This window comes from Gordonia bronchialis DSM 43247 (assembly GCF_000024785.1).
Lineage (GTDB): Bacteria > Actinomycetota > Actinomycetes > Mycobacteriales > Mycobacteriaceae > Gordonia > Gordonia bronchialis.
This window is the reverse complement of record NC_013441.1, coordinates 4,489,696-4,512,347: the sequence shown is the minus strand read 5'-3', so window position 1 is coordinate 4,512,347 and position 22,652 is coordinate 4,489,696. Positions and strand designations below refer to the sequence as shown.

Annotated in this window: 18 protein-coding genes and 5 pseudogenes; 15 read left to right on the top strand and 8 right to left on the bottom strand. The window is 67.2% G+C overall.

Annotated elements, in window-relative coordinates; genetic code table 11:
* Positions 1–26: 26 nt before the first annotated feature.
* Positions 27–509 carry an NADPH-dependent FMN reductase gene (locus GBRO_RS20900; protein ID WP_012835862.1) on the bottom strand — a complete coding sequence of 161 codons (483 nt, stop codon included), beginning with the start codon at positions 507–509 and terminating at the stop codon, positions 27–29.
* Between the two features lie 136 nt (positions 510–645).
* Here GBRO_RS20900 and GBRO_RS20895 point away from each other — a divergent pair, with 136 nt between their 5' ends.
* A complete protein-coding gene (locus GBRO_RS20895) occupies positions 646–1,431 on the top strand; it encodes a thioesterase family protein (RefSeq protein WP_012835861.1) in 786 nt (261 codons plus the stop codon).
* 74 nt (positions 1,432–1,505) lie between these two features.
* Positions 1,506–2,399 carry a LysR substrate-binding domain-containing protein gene (locus tag GBRO_RS20890; protein ID WP_012835860.1) on the top strand — a complete coding sequence of 298 codons (894 nt, stop codon included), beginning with the start codon at positions 1,506–1,508 and terminating at the stop codon, positions 2,397–2,399.
* A gap of 132 nt (positions 2,400–2,531) precedes the next feature.
* On the opposite strand, the pseudogene GBRO_RS20885 reads toward GBRO_RS20890, so the two are convergent.
* Together GBRO_RS20885 and GBRO_RS20880 are read right to left on the bottom strand one after the other, a co-directional pair.
* A pseudogene (locus tag GBRO_RS20885) lies at positions 2,532–2,926 on the bottom strand (universal stress protein).
* Positions 2,926–3,966, bottom strand: coding sequence for a 2-hydroxyacid dehydrogenase (locus tag GBRO_RS20880; RefSeq protein WP_012835859.1), 1,041 nt, complete (start codon positions 3,964–3,966; stop codon positions 2,926–2,928). The pseudogene GBRO_RS20885 and the gene GBRO_RS20880 overlap by 1 nt, the downstream one beginning before the upstream one ends.
* Positions 3,967–4,384: 418 nt before the next feature.
* Between GBRO_RS20880 and GBRO_RS20875 the strand changes: the two are divergent.
* The 10 genes and pseudogenes from GBRO_RS20875 to GBRO_RS20830 form a co-directional block, all read left to right on the top strand.
* Positions 4,385–4,876 (top strand): annotated as a pseudogene (locus GBRO_RS20875) (TSUP family transporter); the annotation flags it as partial.
* A gap of 9 nt (positions 4,877–4,885) precedes the next feature.
* Positions 4,886–5,902 (top strand): 2-hydroxyacid dehydrogenase, encoded by a 1,017-nt coding sequence (locus GBRO_RS20870; RefSeq protein WP_012835857.1) that lies wholly within the window; start codon positions 4,886–4,888, stop codon positions 5,900–5,902.
* A gap of 158 nt (positions 5,903–6,060) precedes the next feature.
* Positions 6,061–7,655, top strand: a pseudogene (locus GBRO_RS20865) (aldehyde dehydrogenase (NADP(+))).
* Positions 7,656–7,707: 52 nt separating this feature from the next.
* Positions 7,708–8,634 (top strand): 5-dehydro-4-deoxyglucarate dehydratase, encoded by a 927-nt coding sequence (locus tag GBRO_RS20860; protein ID WP_012835856.1) that lies wholly within the window; start codon positions 7,708–7,710, stop codon positions 8,632–8,634.
* A gap of 2 nt (positions 8,635–8,636) precedes the next feature.
* Positions 8,637–9,902 (top strand): glucarate dehydratase family protein, encoded by a 1,266-nt coding sequence (locus GBRO_RS20855; RefSeq protein ID WP_012835855.1) that lies wholly within the window; start codon positions 8,637–8,639, stop codon positions 9,900–9,902.
* A gap of 204 nt (positions 9,903–10,106) precedes the next feature.
* A complete protein-coding gene (locus tag GBRO_RS20850) occupies positions 10,107–11,387 on the top strand; it encodes a benzoate/H(+) symporter BenE family transporter (RefSeq protein WP_012835854.1) in 1,281 nt (426 codons plus the stop codon).
* Between the two features lie 95 nt (positions 11,388–11,482).
* Positions 11,483–12,121: a GntR family transcriptional regulator gene (locus GBRO_RS20845; protein WP_012835853.1), complete on the top strand. Its 639-nt coding sequence runs from the start codon at positions 11,483–11,485 to the stop codon at positions 12,119–12,121.
* A complete protein-coding gene (locus tag GBRO_RS20840; protein WP_012835852.1) occupies positions 12,118–13,359 on the top strand; it encodes an MFS transporter in 1,242 nt (413 codons plus the stop codon). The genes GBRO_RS20845 and GBRO_RS20840 overlap by 4 nt, the downstream gene beginning before the upstream one ends.
* A 4-nt stretch (positions 13,360–13,363) precedes the next feature.
* Positions 13,364–14,332 carry a Gfo/Idh/MocA family protein gene (locus tag GBRO_RS20835; RefSeq protein WP_012835851.1) on the top strand — a complete coding sequence of 323 codons (969 nt, stop codon included), beginning with the start codon at positions 13,364–13,366 and terminating at the stop codon, positions 14,330–14,332.
* Positions 14,333–14,401: 69 nt separating this feature from the next.
* Positions 14,402–16,043: pseudogene (locus GBRO_RS20830) on the top strand (protein kinase domain-containing protein); the annotation flags it as partial.
* A 158-nt stretch (positions 16,044–16,201) separates the two neighbouring features.
* Here GBRO_RS20830 and GBRO_RS20825 read toward each other — a convergent pair.
* A pseudogene (locus GBRO_RS20825) lies at positions 16,202–16,522 on the bottom strand (FAD-dependent monooxygenase); the annotation flags it as partial.
* Positions 16,523–16,665: 143 nt separating this feature from the next.
* Here GBRO_RS20825 and GBRO_RS20820 point away from each other — a divergent pair.
* Positions 16,666–18,009 carry a hydroxysqualene dehydroxylase gene (locus tag GBRO_RS20820; RefSeq protein WP_012835850.1) on the top strand — a complete coding sequence of 448 codons (1,344 nt, stop codon included), beginning with the start codon at positions 16,666–16,668 and terminating at the stop codon, positions 18,007–18,009.
* 82 nt (positions 18,010–18,091) lie between these two features.
* On the opposite strand, the gene GBRO_RS27190 is transcribed toward GBRO_RS20820, so the two are convergent.
* From GBRO_RS27190 to GBRO_RS20805, 3 genes are all read right to left on the bottom strand, one after another.
* Complete coding sequence (locus tag GBRO_RS27190) at positions 18,092–18,337, bottom strand: hypothetical protein (RefSeq protein WP_012835849.1); 246 nt, start codon at positions 18,335–18,337, stop codon at positions 18,092–18,094.
* Positions 18,324–19,925, bottom strand: a complete 1,602-nt coding sequence (locus GBRO_RS20810; protein WP_012835848.1) for an HNH endonuclease signature motif containing protein — start codon at positions 19,923–19,925, stop codon at positions 18,324–18,326. The genes GBRO_RS27190 and GBRO_RS20810 overlap by 14 nt, the downstream gene beginning before the upstream one ends.
* 217 nt (positions 19,926–20,142) lie before the next feature.
* The gene (locus tag GBRO_RS20805) at positions 20,143–20,790 is read right to left on the bottom strand and encodes a TetR/AcrR family transcriptional regulator (RefSeq protein ID WP_012835847.1); all 648 of its coding nucleotides are present in this window, start codon (positions 20,788–20,790) and stop codon (positions 20,143–20,145) included.
* Between the two features lie 80 nt (positions 20,791–20,870).
* Between GBRO_RS20805 and GBRO_RS20800 the strand changes: the two genes are divergently transcribed.
* Positions 20,871–21,773, top strand: a complete 903-nt coding sequence (locus GBRO_RS20800) for an oxygenase MpaB family protein (protein WP_012835846.1) — start codon at positions 20,871–20,873, stop codon at positions 21,771–21,773.
* Positions 21,774–22,029: 256 nt separating this feature from the next.
* Here the strand turns inward: GBRO_RS20800 and GBRO_RS26420 are convergent, their stop codons facing one another.
* The gene (locus GBRO_RS26420) at positions 22,030–22,197 is read right to left on the bottom strand and encodes a hypothetical protein (RefSeq protein ID WP_155825191.1); all 168 of its coding nucleotides are present in this window, start codon (positions 22,195–22,197) and stop codon (positions 22,030–22,032) included.
* Between the two features lie 24 nt (positions 22,198–22,221).
* Between GBRO_RS26420 and GBRO_RS26070 the strand changes: the two genes are divergently transcribed.
* Positions 22,222–22,623, top strand: a complete 402-nt coding sequence (locus GBRO_RS26070; RefSeq protein ID WP_147290673.1) for a hypothetical protein — start codon at positions 22,222–22,224, stop codon at positions 22,621–22,623.
* The last annotated feature ends 29 nt before the right edge of the window (positions 22,624–22,652 follow it).

Below are 22,652 nucleotides of genomic sequence, written 5' to 3'. Positions count from 1 at the left end.
CCGGTACAGAAATGCGACGCGCCGACTCAGCCCAGAATCGCGCCGCGCCAGCGCTCGATCCACGGGAGGTAGCTCTCGGGGTCGGCTGCGGTGGCGTCGATGAGGTACAGGCCGGGCGCCGGTGTGGTGGCACCGAGTTCGCCGAGCAACGGTCGCAGATAGACCTCGGGCGCCATGGCATGTCCCGGCGCGGCGCCGAGCATCAGCGGTACCGCGGTGACACCGGTCAGGCCCGTCGACGTCTCGAACTGGTCCAGGAACAGTTTGAGAACGCCGGTGTAGGTGGCTTTGAACGTCGGCGACGCGACCACGATGAGGTCGCTGCGCTTCACGGTGCTCACCGCGGCCGCGACTCCCGGATCGCCCCAGCCGAGCAGCCCCGCACCGAGGGTCACCACGTCGATGACGTCGTCGGGCGCGGTGCCGGTGAGCGCGGTCGCGACGTCGATGCCGGCCGTCAGGGTGCGCGAGGCGGGTTTCGGATTGCCCGCGATGACAGTGGTTCGCACCGGTCCCCCTGTGTGTGGATGATGAGGCCAATCTACCCGATCACCCGCTGCGCAACGCCCTGACGTCACACTCTATGCTGTTCTGCATAGTGGTAGTTGCGCGCCGGATCGCCGCAGCCGGAACGAAGGGAGACCGATGAGCACGCTGGCCGAGGTGATGGCGTCGATGGAGTCGGGCGCCGATGTAGCTGTCCCGGACACCTGGACCCAGGGTCGAACCGCCTACGGCGGGCTGACCGCAGCGCTGGCCGTCGCGGCCGTTCTGCGCAGCAGCGATGCTCCGTTGCCGACGCTGCGAGCTGCCCAGTTCGCATTCACCGCGCCGGCCGTGGGAAAGCTGGGCATGGAGGTCGCCCGGCTACGGCAGGGCCGCACCGCCACCAGCTTCTCGGTGACCAGCAGAAGCGGCGATGACGTTGCGGCGCAATCGAATCTGATCTTCGCCGGCGCCCGGCCCAGCAGCGTCGACCACACCTTCGTCGAGCGGCCCGACGTACCCGCGCCCGATGATTGTCCGAGCTTCGACGAGCTCGGCGGCCCACGGCCGGCGTTCACCGCGAACTTCGACCTTCGCCCCGCCGGCGGTGCGCTGCCGTTCTCGCAGGCCGGCGTCCCGGAGTTCGCCGCGTGGGTGTGTCACCGCGGGGCCGACGGCGTCGACCCGGCGGTGGCCCTGATCGCGCTCGGCGACAGCCTTCCGCCGGCGGCGATCACCGTGTTCACCGAGCCGGCACCCATCAGCAGCATGACCTGGTCGGTGAACATCTGCTCGGACACCATCCCCGACCCGGCCGGCTGGTTTCTGCTGCGGTCGTCGAGCATCGCCGCAGCCGACGGCTACTCCTGCCAGAAGATGGAGGCCTGGGATGAGGCCGGGAACCTCGTGATGCTCGGCAGTCAGACCGTGGCGATCTTCTGCTGATCCGGGCCGATCGTGCGTTAGCGTGATCCAACAGGCATCGCAGCTCGCGGTGTCGTGATGCCGGAAGTGGATCGATGTTCTCGTTGTCGCGTCTGAGTTGCTTCATCGCCGTCGCCGAGGAACTGCATTTCGGCCGGGCCGCCGAGCGCCTGCACATGACCCAGCCGCCGTTGAGCCGGCAGATCCAGCAGCTCGAACACGAGCTCGGCGTCCAGCTGATCGAGCGCAGCAGCCGCGCGGTCTCGCTGACCGCAGCAGGCGCGGCGTTTCTGCCCGACGCCCGCCGCATCGTCGCCCTTGCCGAGAGCGCCGCGCTCACCGTCGCCCGGGTGCCGGCCGGTGACCTGGGCACGGTGACCGTCGGCTTCACCGGCGCATCGGCCCGGGCGGTGCTGCCGCGGCTGATGCAGCGGGTCCGCGAGATCCTGCCGGACGTCCGGCTCGTCCTGCGGGAGATGGTGACCAGTGCTCAGATCGACGGTCTCGCCGGCGGCGACCTGGACCTCGGCATCGTGCGCCCGCCGATCTCCCGGCCCGGTATCGCGACGCGGCCGCTACACCACGAGCGTCTGGTCGCGGCCGTGCCCGCCGATCACGACCTCGCCGACGTCGAGCATCTGGCGATCGAGGATTTCGACGGCCAGCCGGTCATCATGTACTCGCCCACCGAGGCGCGCTACTTCAACGAGCTGCTGATCAGCACATTCACCGCGGTCGGCGCCTCGCCGCGCTACGTCCAGTTCGTCACGCAGGTGCACACGATGCTCGTGCTGGTGCACTCGGGACTGGGCCTGGCGCTGGTACCCGAGTCGGCGACGACGATGCACCCCGACGGCGTCGTCTTCAAAGAGGTGACCGCGATCCGGGACCGGCCGGTCCAGATGAATGTGGCCTGGCGCGCCGACAACACCAACCCGGCACTGCATCGGCTGATGAACGATGTTCTGCCCGAGCGGGAGTGGATCTGAGGTGCGCGGAGCACCAGCCGGCGGGTCGAGGAGGTTCTTCCCCCACCTGTTGGTTCCTCCGGTAGCTGCAACCGGAGGAAGAACTGAATGCAGGAGGATGACTGCTCGTCGTCTACGTTCAGCGACGTCGGCTCAAACCGCCGCGCGCACCGGAGGTTTCACCGCGACCACCGGGCACTGGGCGTCGAGCAGCACACGCTGGACGATGCTGCCGGTGAGGAGCTTGCCGACGGGGGAGCGGCGTTTCTGTCCGATCACCAGCAGATCGACATCGTCGTCGTAGGAGGCGTCGATGAGGGCATCGGCGTGCGACAGCCCCGGCTCGTGGTCGGCGACGGAGTAGGTGCGTCCCCGGCGTCGGCGGTGGTCCGGGCGGTCTTTAGGTCGACGTCGAAGTCGGGCGACGACGAACTGTCACCCTCGGCGACCACCACCACCTCGGTTCCGCGCATGCGTGCCTCGGCGAATCCGAACGGCAGGGCACCTCGTCCCTCGATCGAGGGCACGTAGCTGAGAACGACGGTCATCACGCCTCCTGTTGACGGGTGGCCGGACGCGGTTCGACGACGGGCGTCACGAGCCGTCCGGTCCGAAGGTAGGTGTCGAGGTTGTCCAGGGTGAGGGCCTCCATGGCGGCGCGGGTCTCGACGGTTCCGCTCGCCAGGTGGGGGAACAGGACCACGTTGTCCATGGTGATCAGGGCGGCGGGAACGTGCGGTTCCCGGGCGAACACGTCCAGACCCGCGCCGGCGAGTTGCCCGGCTTCCAGCAGATCGATCAGTGCGTCTTCGTCGACGACGCTGCCGCGGGCGACGTTGATGAGGAATCCGTCCGGGCCGAGTGCCTCGAGTACCTCGCGATCGACGAGGTGTTTGGTGCCGGCGCCACCGGCCGCGGCGACGATGAGGAGGTCGACGTCGCGGGCGAGCTCGGCCGGTGAGGTGGCGTAGCGGTATGGACTGCCGGCTACCTCGCGGCGATTGTGGTAAGCGATATCGCAGTCGAATGCATTGAGGCGCTTGGCGATTGCCGAACCGATCCGGCCGAGTCCGAGGATTCCGACCCGAGCGCCGGAGACCTCGCGGGACAGCGGGACGTTGCCTTCGACGGGCCAGCGACCGGCCCGGACGAAGCGGTCGGCGGCGCTGAAACCGCGCATGGTGTCGAGAACGAGTGCCACTGCGGTGTCGGCGACGCTGGCGTTGAGCACGTCGGGTGTGTTGCTCACGCCGATCCCCAATTGGGCGGCGCGTTCCACGTCGGTGGTGTCGTAACCGACGCCGAAGTGGACGATCGCCCCGAGGTGGGGCAGCGCATCCATCAGTGCGGCGTCGACACCGGTGCGGCCGGAGGTGACCACCGCGGTGACCGCGTCGCCGTGTTCGGCGAGGAACTCGGTGCGTGCAGCGCCGTCGGGCAGCCGCGCGGCGTCGTAACGATCGGTCAGGGTGTCCTCGAGGGACGGCTTGAGGGGTCCGACGCGCAGGACCGAACCGGTGCTCGGCGAAAACTGCTGTGCGACAACGTTGTCACCGGATTCGGCGGTGTGGGCGAGTCCACTGCTCATCGGTCCTCCTCGACCTGGCGGGACGGTAGGGCTGTCCCGATGCTGGGGATTCTCACGGTAGGTGGGTCCCTCGAGACGTGTCCAACACGCGAATAACATGGAACGATGCCCAAACGGTATTGTCCGGACGCCGATGATGCCACGACGCGATCGCGAGGTCGGGAAAGGGACAGGTCAGGGCCTGTTTTCGCCCGATGCAGGTGGCTGCGGGGAGCTCCCCGACTGCGGCGCAAACCCGTCTGACATGGGCTTTTGCCGGAGCTCGGTGCTGTTGACGGGTTTGCCGGTCCGCTCTTAGCGTGTGTCTACCGTCACAGAACGTGGTCTCAGCCCCCTCGGATCACTCCCGGAGACGATCACGCCCTTCACTCGCTCGGAGGTTCTCATGCAGATGGCGTCTATGCGCTCCCGTCGACGTGGGGTGCCGGGCACCATCGCCGGCGCGCTGCTCCTCGTCTGGTTGCCCGAACGCGGGCTGGCGCTGATGCTGGCCGCCGTGGTTCTCGGCGGTGTGGTTCTCGCCGCGTTGGGCTGGCAACCCCATCCGCGCCGGCGGGTCCTGGCCACCGCGGGAGCGGCGTCGGGGCTGCTCGGTACGGCCACCTCGATCGGTGGTCCGCCGATGGCGCTGGTGCTCTCGGGTCCCGAGAATGCACGGGTGCGCAGCAACATGAGCGCGTTCTTCCTCGTCGGCAGTCTCATGTCGCTCGCTGCGCTCGCGGCTACCGGAAATCTGCACCGCGACATCGCCTTCGCCTTTGTCGCACTGATTCCCGCGGTGGTGATCGGCTATGCCGCGTCACGATATGTCAACCGATTGCTCGACGCACCGCGGCTGCGCACCGTGTCGATCGTGGTGTCGACGCTGGGTGCGATCGCGCTGATCGGTCAGCAATTCGCCCTATTGTGAGGAGATCACGTGAAGGTCGTCATCGCGGAACGAAATCTGTTGCCGCACCGACAGATGTTGTCGGGACTGCTCGAACCGACCGGTGCCACGCAGTCCTGGCATGACAGGTTCGACGAGGATCGACTGGTCACCGATCTGGCCGACGCCGACGTCTACGTCGGTGGTCGGCTCACCCCGGCCATGGCCCGCGCGGGTACGCAGCTGCGTCTGGTGCACCCCGTCGGCGCCGGGTTCGACAAGGTGAGCTGCCCGGATCTACCGGCGCAGACGCAGGTGGCCAACACCTTCCATCACGAGAACTCGATCGCCGAGTACGTCGTGGCGGCGGCGGTGACACTGCGCCGCGGCCTGCTGCCCCAGGACGCCGCGCTGCGGGCGGGCCGGTGGGCCACGCCGGTCTACCGCGACGGACTACCGCAGCCGCGGTCGCTGCGTGGGGCGATGATCGGATACGTGGGATTCGGGCACATCGGCCGGCGAACCGCCGATGTCTTCGCCGCTCTCGGAGCGCGTGGATGCGCGGTCACCGGGTCGGGACGAATTGCGAATCCCGATGGTCTGGACTGGTATTCCGACCCCAGCGATCTCGGCCGATTGATGCACGACGCCGACGTGGTGGTGGTGTCCGCGCCACTGAACGAGCACACCGCCGGCATGATCGGGGCGGCCGAACTCGCCGGTCTGGGGCCTGACGCCGTGCTCATCAACGTCGGACGCGGCCCTCTGGTGGTCGCGGAGGACCTCTATGAAGCGTTGCGCGACAACGTCATCGGCGCGGCGGCCATCGACGTGTGGTACCACTACCCGATTGGTGACGATGTGGCGTCACCATCCGAACTCCCGTTTGCCGAACTGTCCAACATCCTGATGACACCCCACAGTTCGGGGGTGACCGCCGAGACGTTCGAGGGCCGCGTGCGTGACGTCGCGGACAACATCGTGCGGCTCGCCGAGGGGCGCCCGATCCAGCGGGTTGTGTGGCCGCGGGCCGAGTGCAATACCCCCACCACCGTTGATTCAAAGTAGGCATCGATGCCCACCACATTTGACTTGGACATGAATAGATCGTCGGATCTACCGTGAACACAAGGCCCCGGTCGCGACGAGCGATCCCCGTCGCCACCGGAGCCATTCCAACCAATCACAGTCCCAATCCGCCAGCCGAGCCCGAAGGATGAGTGCACATGACGACCGCAGAACGGACCGGAACGTTGACCGGACAGATGATCATCGCCGGTGAGCACGTCACCGGGACCGGCACCGCGATCCATGCCGTGAATCCCGCCACCGGCGAGCGGTTGCAGCCCGCCTACGCGCACGGCACCGCCGCCGACGTCGAACGCGCCACCGCCGCAGCGCGCGAGGCCTTCGGCCCTACCGCGCCACGTCGTCGGCGCAGCGCGCTCAGTTCCTCGACACGATCGCCGACAACCTCGACGCCGCGCGCGACCAACTGGTCCAGCGCGCCACCGCCGAGACCGGCCTGCCGGCCGGGCGGATCACCGGCGAGGTCGGCCGCACGAGTGGCCAGCTCCGCCTGTTCGCCGAAGTCTTGCGTGAAGGCAGCTGGAACGGTGCGCGCATCGACCCGGCCGTGGGGGACCGCTCACCGCTGCCGCGCCCCGACATCCGCCAGCGGCGCATCCCGCTCGGACCGGTGGCAGTCTTCGGTGCCAGCAACTTCCCGTTGGCCTTCTCCGTCGCGGGCGGCGACACCGCATCGGCCCTGGCCGCCGGATGCCCGGTCGTGGTCAAGGCTCACGACGCGCATCCGGGAACCTCCGAACTCGTCGGGCGTCTGATCACCGACGCGATCGCGGCCACCGGCGTGCCGGCGGGCACCTTCTCGCTGCTGTTCGGCGCGGGGTCCGAGCTCGGCATCGCGTTGGTCACCGATCCGCAGATCAAGGCCGTCGGCTTCACCGGATCACGTTCGGGCGGTACCGCTCTGGTGCGTGCGGCCGCTGCTCGTCCCGAGCCGATCCCGGTGTATGCGGAGATGAGCTCGATCAACCCGGTCTATCCGCTACCCGGTGCGCTGCGCGCCGACGCCGCCGGGCTCGGCCGCGCCTTCATCGGATCGCTCACCCTCGGTTCCGGACAGTTCTGCACCAACCCGGGCCTGGTGATCGCCGAAGACGGCGCCGACCTCGAGAAGTTCATCGACGCCGCCGCGCAGGCCGTCGCCGCGAGCACACCGACCACCATGCTCACCCCGAACATCGCCCGGTCCTTCGCGCAGGGTGTCGACGAGTTCGCCTCCTCGGCAACGGTACTCGCGCGAGGCGAGGACACCGATGAGCCCAACCGTTGCCGCGCAGCACTGTTCGTCACCGACGCCGAGAGCTTCCTCGGTTCACCCACCCTGCAGCAGGAGATATTCGGGGCGTCGAGCCTCGTGGTGAAATGCGCCGACGCCGAGCAGGTCCGCGACGTCACCGCCGCGCTCGAGGGACAGCTGACCGCGACCGTGCACGCCGAGGAATCCGACCACGAGGCGGCCGCAAAACTCCTGGCCGAACTCGAGCTGAAAGCCGGGCGCATCCTGTTCAACGGCTGGCCGACCGGCGTGGAGGTGGGTCACGCGATGGTCCACGGCGGACCCTACCCCGCCACTTCCGACAGCCGGACCACCTCGGTGGGATCGCTTGCCATCGAACGATTCCTGCGGCCGGTGGCCTATCAGGACGTACCTACGACCCTGCTGCCGGTGGCCATCGACGACGGCAACCCGGAGCAGATCTGGCGACGTATCGACGGCCGGCTCACCCGTGACTGACAAACCCGCACAACACCTTCGACATTCACATCAGAAACACAAGGAGCCCATCATGCTCGACGGCGTACTGTTCTTCCCCGTCACCCCCTTCGGCCCCGACGGTGAGGTCGACTACGACCGCCTCGCCGAACACATCAACCGCGGGGTGGCCGCCGGGCCCGGCGGCGTCTTCGTCGCCTGCGGCACCGGCGAATTCCATGCTCTCGGCCTGAGTGAGTTCGGCGAGATCGTGCGACGCACCGTCGAGACCGTCGCCGGCCGGGTCCCCGTGTTCGCCGGTGCGGGCGGTTCGCTGGTGCAGGCCAAGGAGTTCGCGGCCAGCGCCAAGGCCAACGGCGCCAACGGAATCCTGCTGCTGCCGCCGTATCTCGTCACGATGCCGCCGGCCGGACTCGTCGAGTACACCCGCGCCGTCGCGCAGACCACCGATCTTCCGGTGATCGTTTACAACCGCAGCAACGCGGTCTTCGACGAGGCCGGAGCGGTTGCCGTGGCCCAGCTCCCCACAGTCATCGGATTCAAGGACGGCACCGGCGACCTCGACAACGTCTCCCGAATCGTCATCGCCGTCAAGGCGGCCCTCGCCGGCACCGGTAAGGACTTCCTGTTCTTCAACGGTCTGCCCACCGCCGAGATCACCCAGCAGGCCTACCGCGCCCTCGGTGTCACCCTGTACTCGTCGGCGACCTTCGCCTTTGCCCCCGATCTGGCCCTGGCCTTCTACAACTCGCTGGAGACCGGCAACACCGAGCTCACCGAGGCGCTGCTGCGCGAGTTCTTCCACCCGCTCGTGCGGTTGCGCAACAAGGTTCCCGGCTACGCCGTGTCGCTGGTCAAGGAAGGCGTGCGGATGGAGGGTATCGCCGCCGGACCGGTGCGCGCGCCGCTGGTCGACCTCACCGACGAGCACCGCGCCGAACTGGCCCGGATCACCGCCGCCGGACGCGCTGTCCTGACCGACTCGCTCGCAACGGTCTGACGATGCAACCGACCGTCATCACCGGCGTCACCGTCACCCCGGTCGCCTTCGCCGATCCGCCGCTGCTGAACACTGTCGGCGTGCATCAGCCCTATGCGCTGCGGGCGATCATCCGCATCGACACCGCCGGTGGACTGCAGGGACTCGGCGAGACCTATGCCGACACCGCGCACCTCACCCGGCTGGAGGCGGCCGCCGAATCGATCGTCGGCCAGGATGTGTTCTTGCTGAACCGAATCCGATCCACCATCGATGAGCGGATCAGCCGTCTCTCGGTGACCGGCGGTGACGGTGTCGCCGGCATGATCACCACCGCCAGCACCACCGATCGAGTGTTCTCGCCCTTCGAGGTCGCCTGTCTCGATGTCCAGGGCAAGACGCTGGGCCGCCCGGTGAGCGATCTGCTCGGCGGAGCGGTGCGGGACCGTGTCCCGTTCAGCGCGTACCTGTTCTACAAGTGGGCCGGTCATCCCGGTGGTGGGGAGGACAGTTCGGGTGAGGCACTCGACCCGGCCGGCCTGGTCCGTCAGGCACGCCGCATGATCGACGAATACGGTTTCACCGCAATCAAACTCAAGGGCGGCGTGTTTCCGCCCGACGAGGAGATCGCCGCGATCAAGGCGCTTCGTGCCGAATTCCCGGACCTCCCACTGCGTCTTGACCCGAATGCGGCGTGGTCCGTGGATACGTCGATCCGGGTCGCGGCCGAACTCGACGGCATCGTCGAGTATCTCGAGGACCCCACCGCCGGACTCGACGGGATGGCCGAGGTGGCCGCCGAGGCCAAGATGCCGCTGGCCACCAACATGTGCGTCGTCGCCTTCGACCACCTCGATCCCGCGGTCCGCAAGAATTCAGTGTCGGTGGTGCTGTCTGATCACCACTACTGGGGCGGTCTGCAACGTTCGCGGCTCCTCGCCGGGATCTGCGACACCTTCGGGCTCGGGTTGTCGATGCACTCCAACTCGCACCTGGGCATCAGCCTGGCCGCAATGACCCATCTCGCCGCCGCGACACCCAACCTCACCTACGCGTGTGACACACACTGGCCGTGGAAGACCGAGGATGTCGTGAAGTCCGGTGCGTTGCGCTTCGCCGACGGCGCCGTCGGGGTGCCGACGGGGCCGGGCCTCGGCGTCGAGATCGATGAGGCGGCGCTGGAGCAGCTACACCAGCAGTACCTCGACCGCGGCATCCGCGATCGCGACGACACCGGGTACATGCAGTCGATCGAGCCGGAGTTCCGCAACACCTGCCCGCGGTGGTGAAGGTTCCGGAGTAGCAGGTCAGGGGAATAGCAGTTCAGGGGCCATTGATCGACGGGGGCGATCAATGGCTCGATAATCGGTCCCGGTCACGCGGCAATTCGTCGATACCATCGGGATTCGGCATCGGCCCGCGATCCTTGCGTCTCGCCCCCGTTCAGCCTGATCCGTCCGCGGCCGGTCCGACGCCGACGAGGAGGTCGAGTCATGCCCGCGTCCGAGGGTCCGTCAGCAACGGTCGACGACCCGGCACATGAACTCCTCGACGCCGATCGGGCGGTGGAACGTCCCGGGTGCCCGCTCGCGACGCCACGAACGGTGTGGCGAGACTTCGGCACTCCCTATCTGGTCAACGGACTCATCGGGCTGATCTTCTCGGCGTCGGGTCCGGTGGCGATCATCCTCGCCGCCGGGTCGGCCGGCCACCTCAGTACCGCTGAGCTCACGTCGTGGATCTTCGGGGTCTTCGTGCTGAACGGGATCCTGACGCTCGTGGCGAGTTGGGTGTACCGGATGCCGCTGGCATTCGCGTGGACCATCCCCGGAACCGTGCTCGTCGGGTCATCACTACAGCATCTATCCTGGGGTGAGGTCCTCGGCGCGTTCCTTGTCACCGGCGGACTGATCGCCCTGGTCGGTGCGACAGGGCGGGTGCGGCAGGTCATGTCGGCGCTACCGACGCCGATCGTGATGGCCATGGTCGCCGGGGTCTTCCTGCAGTTCGGCGTCGACGTGGTGGATTCGGTCGGCGCGAATCCCGCAGTGTCGCTTCCGATCATCGTGGTGTTCTTCGTCCTGCTGGGGAGCGCGACGCTGCGTCGTTGGGTGCCACCGATCATCGGTGCCTTCGTTGCCGGCGGGGTCGCGGTGGCCATCAGCGGAGGATTCCACTTGGGCGAGAGGGCGACCTCGTCCATCGCGGCACCGGCGTTCCAGGCACCGGAGTTCAGTTTGCGTGCCATCTTCGAACTCGTTGTGCCGCTGGCCATCACCGTGATCGTCGTCCAGAACGGGCAGGGTGTTGCGGTTCTGCGCTCGGCCGGACATCGCGCGCCGGTGAACGTGCTGACCGTGGCCTGCGGGATCTGGTCGATGGCGGCGGCGTCGATCGGTGCGATCTCCACCTGCCTGGCCGGTCCGACCAACGCGCTCCTCGTCGCCGGGGGTGCCCGCCAACGGCAGTACACCGCGGGCCTGACCTTCGGCGTACTCGCGGTGCTCGTCGGGGTCTTCGCGCCGGTGTTCGTGGAACTCATGCTGGCCATGCCCGCGGCGTTCATCGCCACCATCGGTGGCCTCGCGCTCCTCGGTGCGCTGCAGAGTGCTTTCCGCGCCGCCTTCGAGGCACGGTTCACCCTCGGCGCCCTGGTCACCTTCCTGGTGTCGATCTCGGATCTGTCCGTCCTGAACATCGGTGCGCCGTTCTGGGGTCTGGTCGCCGGCGTGCTGGTGTCCTGGATCGTCGAACGGCGTGACTTCGCTCGATGATGGCCACCACCGCTGGTTGAGCGGACTCGAGCTGCTAGGTGCAGACGAACTCCTTGCACTCAACCTTGCATGCAAGGTCTGTTAGCCTGTCGACCATGTCCTCGAGCACCCTCGTCGCGGCCGACCACGCCTACACCTCGACCAAGGCCCGCATCGTGAGCGGCGAGTTGGCCGGCGGCACCTTGCTCAGCGAGGCGCAGGTCGGGGCCGAACTCGGGGTGAGCCGCACCCCCGTGCACGAGGCGTTCCTGCGTCTCGCCGACGAGCAACTGCTCGAACTCATCCCGCGTCGTGGAGCGGTGGTCCGGCCGATCACGCCGACGGAAGCGGCCGATGTCCTCGCGATGCGACGCGGCATCGAGAACGCCAGTGCCGAGCAGGTGTTCACCCGCGGCGGCGTCGACGCCGATCTGCGGCAGCGGCTCGCGGCGAGCCTGGAACGGCAGCAGACGCTGGTGGGTTCCGGCGACGCCGGGGCGTTTGCCGAAGCCGACGACGAGTTCCACGCCCTGATGATCGAGGCGTCGGCCAATCCGATCGCGCGGCACTTCTACGCCCAGCTGAGCGGCCGGCAACAACGCCTGCGCAATGTGTGGCTGCGCATCGACCCGGACAACCTGGCCGCCGCCCACGCCGACCATGAGCAACTGGCAGCGCATCTGATCGGCGGTGACCGCAGCGCGTTCACCTCGGTCCTGGCGGCCCATTTCGACAAGTATCAGGGCGCGCTGTGAACCGGCACTGGCGCAGGGTGTTCGGCGCGCTGTTCGTCTGTTCCTGGGCGGGCAACCAGTTCAGCCCGATGCTGTTGCTGTACAAGGAGGTCGACCACTACTCCGCGGCGACGGTGACGCTGTTCCTGGGGATCTACGTGGCGGGTCTGGCGCCCGCACTGGTGATCGCCGGTGCGATCTCCGATCACATCGGCCGACGGACCCCGATGCTGTGGGCGGTGGCCTTCGGCCTTGTGGGTAGCACCTTTCTCGCTCTCGACGGGTTCGGTCAGGTGCCGATCCTGATCGGCCGACTGTTGGCCGGCATGTCCGTGGGCACCGCGATGGCAGTCGGCACCACCTGGCTCAAAGAGCTCTCGATGCCGCCGCACGATCCTCGCGCCGACGCCGGCGCGGGTGCACGGCGGACGTCGTTGGCCTTCACCCTCGGATCTGCGCTCGGTGCGCTGGTCGCCGGCTGCATCGCCCAGTGGGGGCCGTGGCCGCACGTGTTGCCGTTCGCGATTCACCTGGCGGTGACCGTCGGGTTCCTCTGGCTGATCCGGACGGTGCCGGAGACCGTGCCCGCACGGGGGACCGGCGACCTGCGATCCGGCCTGCGGGTCCGCTCGGCCCGGCATCGACGGTTCGTCCGGGTGGTGGCCGTCTGCGGTCCGTGGTTGTTCATCGCGTGCGGACTGTCCTACGGGTACCAGCCGGTGCTGCTCGCCGATGCTGCCGGCTCGCTCGGGCTGGCCTACGCGACGCTGCTCAGTGTCATCGCACTCGGCTCGGGAGCGCTGATCCAGCCGGTCGCCAAACGGATCGACTCGGTGTCGAGTGCTCGCGGTCTCATCGTCGCGCTGCTCACCCTGCTCGTCGGGCTCGGGGTGATGATCGCCGCGACGTCGTCGGACAGTCTGATCCTCGGCGTGTGCGCGAGCGTGGTGCTCGGCGCCGGCTTCGGGATCGGCCTGGTGTCGGGACTGCTCGAGGTCCAGCGCATCGCGCCGGCCGATGAACTGGCCAAACTCACCGGCGTCTTCTATGCCGTCGCCTACATCGGTTTCGCGGCCCCCACCGTGCTCGCCGCGCTGACACCGCCGTTCACCACCGTCGAGCTGCTCCTGGTGCTCGCCGGCCTGCTGACCGTCTCGCTGCTCGTCGTCGTGCGTGGTTCCCGACGACACCTACCCGCGCACGGTGGCGTGGCATCGACCCAATCGGCCGCGCAGCGCGCACCGTCGGCGGCACACTGACCTGATGATCCGCATGGCCACCATCGGTACCAGTACGATCACCCGGAACTTCCTCGACGCCGCCACCTCGGTGCCGGAGGTGAGTGCGACGACGGCCTACTCGCGAGACCCGGACCGCGCCGCCGCCTTCGCGGCCGAGACCGGTCTGGCCGCGTCGGTTGCCGACCTCGACGCGCTGTTGTCATCGTCGGAGATCGACGCGGTGTACGTCGCCTCGCCCAACGCGATCCATGGTGCGCAGGCACTGCAGGCGATCCGGTACGGAAAACACGTCCTGGTCGAAAAGCCAGCAGTACCAACGGTATCCGAGTTCGTGGCGCTGACCGATGCAGCGGCGCACCACGATGTGGTGGTGCTGGAGGCGATGCGCAATGTGCACGATCCCGCGATGGCCGCGCTGCGCGCCCTGCTGCCGGAGATCGGCATGGTACGGCGTGCGTCGCTGGCCTACTGCCAGCGCTCGGCCCGCTACGACAAGGTGCTCGCCGGTGAGCGCGTCAACATCTTCGATCCGGCACTGGCCGGCGGCGCCCTCTACGACCTGGGTGTGTACACGATCGCCGCGATGGTGGAACTGTTCGGCGAACCCGACCGCGTGACCGCCACCACCGTGCCCATCGCGGGCGGCGCCGACGGTGCGGGCGCGGCACTCGCGACGTTCGCCGGATCCGTCGTCGACCTGTCGTACTCCAAGATCACCGCATCCGATCGGCGCAACGAGATCCAGGGGGAACTCGCGACGATCACCTTCGAGCACGTGGCGCAGCCCCGATACGCGACGGTGACCTGGCATGACGGGACCCGCACCGAGCACACCTTCGACGGCCCGGCGAACAACATGGTGCACGAGATCCGACGATTCGCCGCGCTGATCGCCGGCGACGCCGACCCCGCCGTGGACACGGCACGGACTCTGGCGGTGCTGCGGACCGTCGAATCGATCCGCGCGAGTGCGGCCCACCGGCCGAAATGACCGCGACGTCCCCTCCGGTGCGGATAGGTTGGGAGCAGAGAAACGCGCTCGAGTGCGATCGAGGCAGCCATGGCCGAGTACGATCCGCAGACCACCCAGCGTGATGTCGTGCCTGACATCGGCGCCGAACTCGTCGCCGCCGGATTCGCCGATCCCGTCCTGATCGGACAGGGTGGATACGGAGCCGTGTACCGCTGCACCCAGTCCGCGCTCGAACGTGACGTCGCGGTGAAGGTCCTCACCGATCATTTCGACGAGGAGAATCTCGAACGATTCGTGCGTGAGCAGCGCGCGATGGGCCGGCTGTCCGGCCACCCGAACATCGTCAACATCCTCGAGGTGGGTGCCACACCGGACGGCTTCCCGTTCATCGTGATGCAGTACCACCCGCATGCCTCGCTCGACGGCCGCATCCGCAAACACGGTCCGCTCGACTGGCAGGATGTCCTACGCCTGGGCGTGCGGGTGGCCGGTGCGCTGGAGACCGCGCACCGCGCGGGCACCCTGCACCGCGACATCAAACCGGGAAACATCCTGCTCACCGAGTACGGCGAGCCGCAGCTGACGGACTTCGGCATCGCCCGCATCTCCGGTGGGTTCGAGACCGGTGCCGACATGGTCACCGGCTCACCCGCGTTCACCGCGCCCGAACTGCTCGCCGGTGTCGCGCCGTCGGTGTCGTCGGATGTGTACGGCCTCGGCGCGACGATGTTCTGCGCGATGACCGGTCATGCCGCCTTCGAGCGACGCAGCGGTGAACAGGTGGTCGCGCACTTCCTTCGGGTGGCGAGCGAACCGATTCCCGACCTCACCGCGGCCGGATTTCCCGCCGAGCTCTCGCAGGTCATCGAGCATGCGATGGCCCGGGAGCCCGAGGACCGCCCGGCGTCGGTGGCGGCCTTCGGTGAGGAACTTCGCGGGGTGCAGCGCGCGCTCGGTGTCCCGGTGAGCGACATGGCCCTTCCGCTCGGGCAGGCCGCCGACCCGCTCACCGTCTCCGGTGAGCGCAAACGGTCGGGCATCACCACTGCGCCGCCGACACCGTCCACCAAGTTCCGGCCGCCGCTGCGTCCCCGAGCCCAGGTGCCGCGTGCGCGGCTGATGGAGATCCTGCGAGCCGGTGACCGCCGCCGGTTCGTACTGATCCACGCCCCGGCGGGCTACGGAAAGACCACGGTCGCGGTGCAGTGGGCCGAAGAGCTGGTGCGCGACGGAGTGAAGGTGGCGTGGCTGACCGTCGACCACGACGACAACGACGTCGCGCGGTTCCTCACCAACCTCGTCGAATCGATCGGGCGCGCCGATTCGGAGGTCATCACCGATCTGCCCGACGTGATCGACGAGCACGGTGCCCGCGCCGAACAGTACGTGCTGACCTCGCTGATCAACGAGATCCATGCACGGGCATCAGCGCATGGCGATCGTCATCGACGACTGGCACCGCGTCTCCGACGCGGGTGTGGTGGCCGCGATGGACTACCTGCTCGAACACGGATGTCACCACCTGCAGGTGATCGTCACCAGCCGTAACCGCGCGCGGCTGCCGGTGAGCCGGATGAGGGTGTGGGACGAACTCGTCGAGACCGACATCGCCGGTTTGTGTTTCGACGCCGGTGAAGCGCAGTGGTTCCTGCGCGACGTGGCCGGCCTGGAACTGCACAACGACGAGATCACCAACCTGCGCAACTCGACGGACGGTTGGGTGGCCGCGACGTGATCATCGACCGGCTCCGACGGTCCAGTCCGGGGCAGTACCCGTCAGGCCGCACCATCGGATACGACAGCCGAATCCGAGGCGGGCCGGCCGCGCACTCGCTCCCGGCCGAGGTACACGCCGACGCTGATGAGCGACCACGCGGCGAGGACCAGGGGGTAGAGCCAGCACGACGCCCCGACGAGCTTCTGGAAGTCGATGCGGTGGCTGACCCCGCCGAAACGCAGGTCGATGCCCTGGTGCTCGTCGCCGTCGGTGAGCACGCGGTCGGACACACCTGAGTCGACGAGGAGTCGGACGCTGTCGCGCTCGAGGATGCCGGCCCGGTGGGTGTGGGCGATCTCGTCGTGGGTGCGACGGTCGAGGACCACGGTGTCGATCCCGGCGACGCCGAGCAGATGCGCGAGCATCAGCCCGGCCGGGCCGCCGCCAACGATGGCGACCTGGGTGCGGGTGGTGGAGGCGTTGGGGGGCATGTGACTCCTTACGTCCTCGGCAGCATAAGGAGGCCGGGGTCACAGACCGAAGCTTTCATTTTCACTCAGTGAAAAGCCGATGATTCTGAGACGTTTACGTGGAAACGTCCCAATAGGCGCGTTTGGCCGCTACTGTGAGCCGCATGCATGTGGTGGTCGTGGGTGGGGGACTGGCCGGATTGGCCTCGGCGGTCTGGTTGACGGAGGCGGGTCACCGGGTGACGCTGCTGGAACGGCGGGGTTCGTTGGGTGGACGTACGATCTCGATGCCGCTGGCGGCGGTCGACGATGTGCCCGACAACGGGCAACATGTCTTCGCCAGCGGATACGAGCATCTGATGCGCTACCTCGACAGTGTCGGAACCCGCGAACACGTGAGTTTTCCCGGGCATATGACGATGCGGTTGCCCGGTGGTGCGACCCGGACATCGTCGTTCGCCGGGATCGCTGGATTGCGCTCGGCTCTCGGAGATCTCCCAGGTGTCCACGGCCTCGACAAGCTGCGGACGGCGCGGGCACAGGCGACGTTGATCCGGCAGGCGCTCCGGCAGCCGGCGTGGCTCGACGATGTGACAGCCGACGAGTGGTTCCGCCGAATAGGGATGCCACAGTCTGCGCGCGATGCGCTGTGGGACGGCATCGTCATCGGCCTGACGGGTGACAAACCGGATATCTCGTCGGCCAAGGTGCCAGCCGACCTGCTCGTGACAGGCATTCGCCGGGCCCGCGCGACCCGCACCCCGATCTCGATCGGTTATCCCACCGTCGATCTCGACACCCTGTTCATCGCGGGCGCCGAGAAGCTCTTTGCGGACAGCGGTGTCCAGGTTCGACATCGGGCGGTGGTCGCGTCGGTGGATGTCGCCGACGGTGCGGTCACCGGTGTCACCTTGTCCGACGGGGAGCGCGTCGCCGCGGACGCGGTCATCTGCGCGGTCCCGGTATGGAGCGTCCGGGGACTTCTCGACCAGGTCCCCGGTCACGAAAAGATCTATGCGGCAGTCGATCAGCTCACCCCGGTGCCGATCGTCAGCGTGAACCTGTACCTCGACCGGTCGATCGGGATGACCGACTGGGGTGAGATCCTGCACGGCGGTGAGGGTGTGCTGGAACAGGTTTGGGACCGCCAGCGGATGCACGGCCGCGACGCCACGGAGAACTTCTTCTACTCGACGACGGTCTCCGCTGCCTATGATCTGATTCCGAAGTCCAACGCCGAGATCACCGACATCCAGATGGATATGCTGCGCCGGTATTACCCGGCGGCCAAGGGTGCCAATGTGATTCACAGTCATGTGGTGCGCATGCCGAAGTCGACCTTCGCTCAGCGGCCCGGCACCGCGGGTATCCGACCCGACCAGCGGACCGCGGTGCGCGGTCTGGCGCTGGCCGGAGACTGGACCCGAACCGATTGGACAACGACGATGGAGGGTGCCTGTCAGAGTGCGGCGCGCGCTGTCGAGGTGATCCTGGAAGGCGGGTCGTAGCCTACTGGTTCTGCGTCGACCACGTACTTGTGCCCCGCCACCGGTGGCTGGTGGCGGGGTGAGTGCTGACGGTGGGGCGGCGTCAGGGTCCGGCTCGGAGGCGGTCGTCGTTGTCGAGGTTGATGCGGCGGATGGTCCAGCAGCCGGCGATCATCCGGCGGATACGACGACTGTCGGGGGTGTCCCGTACGTCCCGGATCAGCGGGGCGGTCGTCGCGGCCCGGGATTGTTGGTCGTGTTCGCGTTGGACACGAATGACTTTCAGGTAGGCCACGATCTGCGGGCCGATGTCATTGACCCGATTGATCCGCGCCTCATTCGGCGGCATCCCGTCCTCGGTGTTCAACCGCCACGCCGTCCGCCCGGCATCCGGCCCGTCGGTGAGGACGCTGGTGGTGTACTGGCCGGGTTTCGGGCCGACCATCCGGTTGTGCGGCCCGCACGCGGTGGTCAGGGTGTCGATACTTGGATCGAGTAGCCACGTGCGAGCTTGCGAGCCCGAGGCGTATCGAGATTTCGGTGGTGCCACCATCAGCCCAATCCTTCGCCGCGTGGTGGATTTCGCTGTAGGCGGTCGAGGTAGTGCAGCCCGGGCAGGTACAGCCCGGCTGGTGAGCGAAGATCATGTACCGCTGATCGCGTGATGCCAACCGTTCCCCATGCCCCAAATACAAGGGCGCTTCGGTGTGATCGGCGAACACCGCCAAATGCGACTGGGCTTCGGCGGCCAAGGCGATGACATCGGAGATCGGCAACATCGCGCCGGTGGTGGTTTCCCCGACCCCGGCCTGCTCGCGCAACTCGGATTCGGTGATCTTCACAACCAGATGCGGCGGCAACCCCCGGTGCGATTGCCCCAACACCCCACCATCCAGGGCCGCCCGCAGGATCGCCTTCAACGCATCATGGTTGCGTTGCTCCGGGCTGCGATCATCACGCCCGGCGGCCTCGGCCACCTGTTGTTCGTCGACCCCGTCGACCGGTCCTACCAACGGGACTTCATCGGCCGGGTTGTTCATGCCCTTCGCGGCCCAGGCCGCCAACACCATGTCGAACATGGCCCGGGTGACCGGATCCAGATGCCCGACGATCTTCGACATCAACTGCGCGTCCTGCGGGGACAGACGAATCCCGCGCCGGCGGGCACGGTCGCGGTCTTCGGTCAACGATCCGTCCGGATCCAGATAGCCCAGGATCTTCTGCCCCACCTTCCCGATCTGGGTGGGCGTACACGACCGGGCCGCATCGACCAACAGCATTTCCGCGGCGTGCTTCTTCTCCGGAATCACTGCGGCGGGAATCTTGTCGAGTGCCTCCAACACCGCGGTCACATGACTTGGCCCGAGAGCGCCCTCAGCCACCGCGTCGGCCAGATACGGATGTTTCGGGGTGAGTCGTTCACCCTGCATCGAATACTTGGCACAGATCGCGTCCATCGCCGCGACCCGACCACGCAGATCAGTGATCCGCAGCCGGTCGTCCATGAACTGGCGGATCGACTTATGGCCGGTCTTGGTGAACGCACCACGGTCCGAGATGTCCATCACCCGCCGATGCCCCAACCCCCACAACCGGCGAGCGATCAGCTCATGGGCTTCGGCCACCTCGATGACCTGCGCATCCGACAAACCCGAGGACTCCGCCACCGCGATCTGATCGACCACCTGCCCCAACAACGCATACAGGGCCGGCAGATCACCGTCGGGGCCCGACGACTCCGCAGACTCCACAGTCGGTGCCGGATCGCGCCCGGTCGCGATCCGCGCGGCCATCAACGCCGCATACGACTGCGGCAGATCCGGCTCCCACCCCTGACCCGGCCGCCACACCTCCCACGACTCGAACCCCGCCGACGAACGCGAGTCATCCGGCAACAGCTGATCGCCTGGCTGAACGTTGTACTTGTTGTCGGCCACCGAACCCCCTCCCCGCCGTATCGAAACTATGTTCGACAGTACCGAGCGGTCGTGGTGGGCGCAAGGGGTTTCGCACAGTTTTTCGAATCTTGTTGTGATGTGTTGTGCTCCAGTGTGGTTCGCGCGGTCAAGAGGCCTTCGAGGCGCTCGGCCGGCGCCTCGCACACCCTCAGGCGGCGTGGGGAGGTGCGGCGACGGGGCTCGGGTAGTGGGTGGCTCAGTTCGGACTGTAGGGGCGGCTTGGTTGCGTGCTGCTTGCATCGCCACGCCGCGCTGTGCCCTCATCTGTTGCTACGCCCTCGACCCCGGCAAGCACCTGGGTGAGCAGGGTCTGCAGCGCCCAGTCGAGAGCCTCGACGCTGCGGTGCGTGCCGTTCTCGTAGCCGACCAACAGATACATCGCTGCAGTTGCATGGCGCTCGGCACCGGCGCGGTCGCCGGTCACGACGGTGATGGCGTCGGCGATGTAGCTGCGCCGCTCCTCGTCGACCTCTGCCTGGATGGCGCGCACGTCGGTGTCCTTGTCGGCCCAGACGCGGATGGCGGCCTCGGTGTCGTGTGGGAGCCGCGGCGCGATACCGGTGAGGAACGTGAGTCGTTCAAGTGGGTCGTCGATCGCTGCGGCGTCGGCGATGAGTCGCTGACTCTTCTCGGCACGCCAGTAGCGGATGAGAGCCGCTGTGTAGGCGCCCCAGCTGGGAAAGGCGTGATAGAAGGACCCGGTGGTCGCCCCGACCGCCTTGCATACTGTCGCGAGTTTCAGGCCGCCGTGCCCCTGCTCGGCCAAGATGTGCAATCCGGCGTCGAGGTAGCGCACCTTGGCGGTGTGCGACGGAGTGGTCCGTCGCCGTTCGGTTGACTCCACCGATCCAGTGTAGATGTGATCCCTTGCACAAAACCATAACCAGACTTATCCTTCTCGTCATCGATGTGAAGGAGACCACTGTGCTCAAGAAGCGCCCCAATGCCGGACTCAATCCGGAAACCGACTTCGCCGAGATGTATCGCAATCTCGCCACCTACGAGTTCCCCTGGGACATCAACCAGGCGCTGAGTTTCGCACTCTTCCGCACCTACGCCGTACCCAGCATCGGGCGACTCCTCGACGAGACCGCGGCATTCACCGAGGCGACGCAGAAGCGTTACGACGACACCGGCATCCTTCTCGAGATCCCGCTCGTGGAAGGCTTCGACAGCACCCGTGGGCGATCGGCAATCCGTCGCATCAACCAAATGCACAAGATGTATGACATCTCCAACGACGACTTCCGCTATGTCCTGGCGACTTTCGTGGTGGTACCGCGACGCTGGCTGGCCGACTTCGGGTGGCGCGATCTCACCGACGACGAGATCCGGGCGTCGGTGCGCTACTACCAGACGCTCGGAAAACACATGAACATCAAGGGCATTCCCGAGACCTACGACGACTTCGCGGCGTTGATGGACAGCTATGAGGCCGAGCATTTCGCCTTCGACGCGGGATCGCGCCGCGTCGCCGACGCAACCATGGAACTGATGTGCTCGTTCTATCCGCGGTTTGCCGCGCGGGGCGTCGATCTCTTCAGCCGTGCCCTGATGGACGAGCCACTCATCGAGGCGTTCGGATTCGACGAACCGGGCAGGTTCGCTCGTGCCGCGTCGCGAGGCGCGCTCAAGGCGCGGGCTCGCCTGCTCTCGGTGCTGCCGTCGCGCCGCAAGCCGCAGTACGTCCAGGACATGTCACGAATCCGTAGCTACCCCAACGGTTTCGACATCGACCAGATGGGTACGTTCGCGCCCGGTTGTCCGGTGCACCGTCCGGCCGAAACAACGGAACCGGCCCGAGATATGGAGACCACAGGCGCCTGAAACGCGGTTGCCACATCGGGTTCCTGCGAACGACATTTCGCCTGGGCGGAACCTGCCAATATGAGGAGATCACGAGAGCGAGGTCCTCATGGTCGGTGACGTCTTCTGGTTCGACCGACCCCCGCCTGATGGGTGGGAAGCCACCTCGCCCAGTGACAATCCGATATGGACGTGGCGGTCTCCCGACGGCGATTGCAGCCTCCGTGTGGTCTGTGAATCCGCACCAGGCGTCGAACTCGATCGTGGCGCAATCACCTCACTGGCCAAGCTGACTGCGTTCACCCAGGTCCCCGGCCTCGCCCGAGTGGAGCATGTCGCCCGCTGCGTCTTCTTTGGCGATGTGCCCGCAGTAGGCACCAGGATGATCTGGAATGGTGATCGCCAGGAGCTCGAGGTCACGTACTTCGGACTCGGCCCTGGGCATCTGTGCAGCGTGTCCGTGCGAAGCGTGGGATCGCAATCGCAGTCCGTCCAGCGGGCTTGGGACTTCGCGAATTCCAAGCGGCTGGGCACGAGCGGACGCGGACTGGCGCGAAACCATCGACGATGGGAGCGTGGCGATCTGGTGGGGCTACCCGATGCGAATGGCGGATTCTCGGTGGCGAAGGTACTGGCATGGGAGGACGGAGGAATCCATTTATGCCAATACGGGGAACGATTTGACGCGCTCCCGATCGGGACCGACGCCGAGCTACTTGCGCTGACCGCGGGCGGAGTGGGTCACCTGCCGGTATCGTGGCGCACCTTCGACGGCTGGCGGCCGTCGTTGCTGCAGCGCGCAGGTACCACTGACGCTGAATTGGTCGGCTTCAACGCGTGGAACAATGATCCCGCCGCAGGGTACCTCTGACCGTGTTGGCGGTGGCACATGCGCGCGAT